We start from the raw sequence: 4,383 nt of genomic DNA on the forward strand, positions 1-4,383 counted from the left end.
AGAGGCCTTCCGCTACGGGCAGTTCGGCTACGCCGCCGCGATGGGACTGGTGATGGTCGCCGTCATCGCCGTGCTGCTGACGATCTTCCTGCGCAACCGTCTGAAGGAGGCCGACCAGTGAGCTCGCAGCGCACGCCGAGCCAAGCCCGGCCGGGACGCCGGCTGGGTCGCACCGGCCGGGCCGCCCAGTATGCCGCCCTGATCTGCTACCTGGTGTTTCTGGCCTTCCCGCTGTTCTGGCTGGTCTCCACCGCCTTCAAGGCCCCGCAGGAGCTGGGTTCGGTCGACCCGACGTGGCTCCCCCGGCACCCGTCCCTGGACAACTTCACGGCTGCCTTCGACCAGCAGCCGCTCGCCCGCTCGGCGCTCAACAGCCTGCTCGTGGCGGTCTGCGCGGCCGCGGTCTCGGTGGCGATAGCGGTGCCGGCGGCGTACGCGATGGTCCGGTACCGCTCACCGGTCAGCAAGGCCGCGACGGGATGGATCCTGGTCAGCCAGATGTTCCCCTTCGTACTGGTGATCATCCCGCTGTTCCTGGTCCTGAAGTACTTCCATCTGATCAACTCGCTGACCGGGCTGATCCTCGTCTACGTGGTCTGGAACCTCCCCTTCGCCCTGTGGATGCTCCAGGGCTACGTGCGGGCCGTGCCCGCCTCGCTGGAGGAGGCCGCCGCCATCGACGGGTGCAGCCGCTTCCGGACCCTCCGCAGTGTGGTCTTGCCGCTGCTCACCCCCGGCCTGGTCGCCACCGTGATGTTCTCCTTCGTCACCGCGTGGAACGAGTTCTTCTTCGCCCTGGTCCTGCTCAAGTCCCCGGAGAAGCAGACGATGTCCGTGATCCTCACCCACTTCCTCGGCACGGAGGGCGCCGCCGACCTCGGACCGCTCGCGGCGGCGGCCGTCCTGGCGACCCTCCCCAGCCTCCTCTTCTTCGCCCTGCTCCAGCGACGTCTGGTCAGCGGCATGATGAGCGGGGCGGTGAAGGGCTGATGCGCCGCCGCGACTTCCTCGCCACGGCGGCGGCCGCCACCGGCGCCGGCACCGCGCTCAGCGGGTGCGCCGGCGACGGCGGCGACGACTCCGGCCCGCTCGACTATCTGAGCCTCGCCTGGCAGCAGGAGTCGATCGAGGCCAACAAGGCGCTGGTCGCCCAGTGGAACAGGCACAACCCCACCTCCCGGGTCCGCTACGTACAGGGCTCCTGGGAGAGCGTCCACGACCAGCTGCTGACCTCCTTCGAGGGCGGCGAGGCGCCGGACATCATCCACGACGAGGCCAACGACCTCACCGACTTCGCCCACGGCGGCTTCCTCGCCGACCTGAGCGGGCTGCTGCCCGCGCAGCTGAAGGAGCAGATTCCGCAGAGCAGTTGGGACACGGCGAGCTTCGCGGGCGGCACCTACGGAGTGCCCTTCGTGCAGGAGCCGCGGGTGCTGATCGCCAATCGCGAGCTGCTGGAGAAGTCCGGTGTGCGGATGCCGACCACGCGGCGGCCGTGGAGCTGGGCGGAGTTCGAGGAGGCCGCGAAAGAGCTCACCCACGGGCGTACCCACGGCGTGGCCTGGTCGATGAAGGACCCGGTCAATCAGTCGGTGAACCTCACGCTGACCACCGGCGGGGCCGTCTTCCACCGCGAGAACGGCAAGAACGTCATCCGTTTCGAGAGCGCCGACTCCGAGGTCATCGAGCTGATACACCGGCAGGTCAACGAGGACCGTACGGCCGCCAGGAGCAGCCTGGGCATGGCCGGCGCCGACACCCTCCCCGGCTTCTTCGCCGGCCGGTACGCGATCCTGCCGCTCAACTTCTCCTTCCGGCAACAGGTCCAGCAGCAGGCACCGGACGGCTTCGAATGGGTGACGCTGCCGATGCCCGCCGGGGACGGGGCCGCGGGCGGGGGACAACACCAGGGTGTCAGTCCGCAGACCCTGTCCATCTCGCAGAGCACCTCCCGCAAGAAGGCCGCCATGGCGTTCGTCGCGTTCCTGACCCGGCCGGACCACATGGCGCGCCTGGCCAAGGGCGACTGGCTGGTGCCGACCGGCACCGAGGCGCTGCGCGATCCGGCCCTGAGCACCGACAAGCACGGCTGGAGCACGGGCCTGCGGATGGCCTCGGACCTGCGCGCCTCACCGGTGCTCGGCGTACGGGGCTACCCCGAGTGGAAGGACAAGGTCGCCACCCCCGCCTTCCAGGAGTACTACGCCGGCGGCATCAGCCTGCGCACGCTCCGCGACAAGCTCGTCGACGACGGCAACCGCATCCTCGCCCGGTACCAGCGCTGAACTGAACCACCCGCACGACAGAACGGCACGCACCATGAGCGCAGTACCCGCCTCCTCTCCTCCTGACCGGCCCGCTCCCCCGTCCCCGAGCCCCCGGCCCCGCCTGCGGACCGTCCCGCACGCGGCCTCGCCGGACGGCGGCGACCTGCGCGAGCGGGCCCGCGGCGGGATGCTCGGGCTCGCTGTCGGCGACGCGCTGGGCGCGCCGGCCGAGAACATGAAGCCCTCCCAGATCCGGCAGCGTTGGGGCCGGATCGAGGGATTCGTCGAGGACGATCCGGCCGGTACGGACGACACCGAGTACGCGATCTTCTCCGGGCTGCTGCTGGCCGAGCACGGCTCGGGCCTGACCGTCGCGCACGTCGAAGCGGCCTGGCACCGGTGGATCGCCAATCTCGACGAAGGCCCCTTCCGCGGCGCCGGGTTCAGCGAGCGCGGCACGCTGGAGAACCTGCGGCGCGGTCTGGCCGCTCCGATCTCCGCCCAGCACCGGCACGCCTGGAGCGACGGCCTGGCCATGCGCGCCGCGCCGTTCGGCATCTTCGCCGCCGGGCGTCCGGCGGAGGCGGCCCGGCTCGTCGAAGTCGACGGCACGGTCAGCCACGACGGCGAGGGCATCTACGGAGGACAGGCCGTCGCGGCCGGGGTCGCCGCGGCGATGGTCGGCCGGGGCCCGGACGCGGTGATCGCGGCCGCGCTGTCCGTCGTACCCGAGAACTCCTGGACCGCCCGCTCGCTGCGGCGGGCCGTCGCCACCGCGCAGCGCGCCCGCCTCGACCCCGACGCCACCCGGCTCAGCACCGAACGCGCCGTCCGCTCCGCGGTCGTCATCGGCGGCTACCCGTGGATGGACCTCGCGCCGGAGGCGGTCGCCCTCGCCTTCGGCGCCTTCGCCGTGGCTCGCGGGGACTTCACCACTTCCGTGCTGACCGCCGTCAACATGGGCCGCGACGCCGACACCACGGCGGCCGTGGCCGGCGCGCTGGCCGGGGCGCTCGGCGGTGCGCCGGCCGTGCCGGAGGAGTGGGCGGCGGTCATCGGGCCCGTACGCGGCAGCTGTCTGCCCTCGATGGCGGGCTACCACGTCCTGGACATCGCCGACCTGCTCACCCCGCACGGGAACGGACGGGCGGCCTCATGAGCACGGTGGACACCCCACCCGCCGGACACGAACGCGACGCGAGCGAACCGGCGGACGACGGCGAGGCCACCGGTGACCCGCGCCGCATCGAGGGGCTGCTGCTGGGAATCGCCGCCGGTGACGCCGCCGGCTGGCCGGCCGCCCGGCACCGCGCGTCGCGGATGCCGGAGTGGACGCGGCGGCTGACCCGCGAACTGGACACCTTCGCCGAGCAGAACGCCACCACCACGCTGCCGGTGCCCATCGCCCTGAACCAGCCGCCCGAGCCACTGCGGCTGGGCCCCTCCGACGACGCCGAGTGGGCCGCCTTCACCGCCCAGTCGGTGCTCACCGCGGCGGGGGCGCTGCTGAGCGACCTGGGCCGGGACCGGCGGATGCGGGCCGCGGTCGATCTGGCCTGGAACGAGCTGGCCAGCGAGGTCGCCGCCGCCGCGGTACGGGCCCCCGAGGTGGAGTCGGCCGTGCTGCCGATGCGCGCCCGCATCTCCGTACGGGCGGGGCTGGGGAACCTCGCGACGGGCCTGCGGCCACCCGCCACCGGCCACGACAACCCGCACTTCTTCGACGACGCCGCCTGCGTACGGGCGGCGGTGCTGGCCACCGTGCATCCGGGAAACCCGGCCGCGGCGGCCCAGCTGGCGGAATGCGACGCCCGCTACACCCAGGACGGTGACGGCGTGCACGGCGCCCGCGCCATGGCGGCGGCCGTGGCCGAGGCGCTGGGCGGGGCGGACGTGGAGGCCTGCGTGGCGGCGGCCCTTTCGCAGCTCCCCTCGGGCACCGAGATCCGCCGCAACGCCCGGCACGCCGTGCGGCTCGCCCGCCGCGCGGCCGCCGACCGCCCGGGGCTGCCCGGCAACGCCTTCGCGCTGGTGCCGGTGCTGGAACACGAGATCGTCGACCACATCTACAGCTACGGCATCGCCGCCGCCGAGACCGTGCCGGTCGCCCTCGCCC

General features: G+C 72.9%; 4 protein-coding genes and 1 pseudogene. All 5 read left to right on the forward strand.

Features of this window, described 5'->3' with window-relative positions:
* Positions 1–121, forward strand: a pseudogene (locus ACRDP3_RS10270) (sugar ABC transporter permease); the annotation flags it as partial.
* Entirely contained in the window at positions 118–990 is an 873-nt protein-coding gene (locus ACRDP3_RS10275) for a carbohydrate ABC transporter permease (RefSeq protein WP_431516564.1), read from the forward strand. The pseudogene ACRDP3_RS10270 and the gene ACRDP3_RS10275, both read left to right, overlap by 4 nt.
* Positions 990–2,285 carry an ABC transporter substrate-binding protein gene (locus ACRDP3_RS10280; RefSeq protein ID WP_431516565.1) on the forward strand — a complete coding sequence of 432 codons (1,296 nt, stop codon included), beginning with the start codon at positions 990–992 and terminating at the stop codon, positions 2,283–2,285. Before ACRDP3_RS10275 ends, ACRDP3_RS10280 begins: the two co-directional genes overlap by 1 nt.
* Positions 2,286–2,319: 34 nt before the next feature.
* Positions 2,320–3,426, forward strand: a complete 1,107-nt coding sequence (locus ACRDP3_RS10285; protein WP_431516566.1) for an ADP-ribosylglycohydrolase family protein — start codon at positions 2,320–2,322, stop codon at positions 3,424–3,426.
* A partial coding sequence (locus ACRDP3_RS10290; RefSeq protein ID WP_431516567.1) for an ADP-ribosylglycohydrolase family protein occupies positions 3,423–4,383 on the forward strand: 961 nt, incomplete at its 3' end. The genes ACRDP3_RS10285 and ACRDP3_RS10290, both read left to right, overlap by 4 nt.

This window comes from Streptomyces sp. (genome assembly GCF_050698815.1).
Lineage (GTDB): Bacteria > Actinomycetota > Actinomycetes > Streptomycetales > Streptomycetaceae > Streptomyces.

Excerpts from the sequence above, each read along its gene's own strand:
- ACRDP3_RS10280 (WP_431516565.1), top strand. The coding sequence starts at position 990 with ATGCGCCGCCGCGACTTCCTCGCCACGGCGGCGGCCGCCACCGGCGCC.
- ACRDP3_RS10285 (WP_431516566.1), top strand. The coding sequence starts at position 2,320 with ATGAGCGCAGTACCCGCCTCCTCTCCTCCTGACCGGCCCGCTCCCCCG.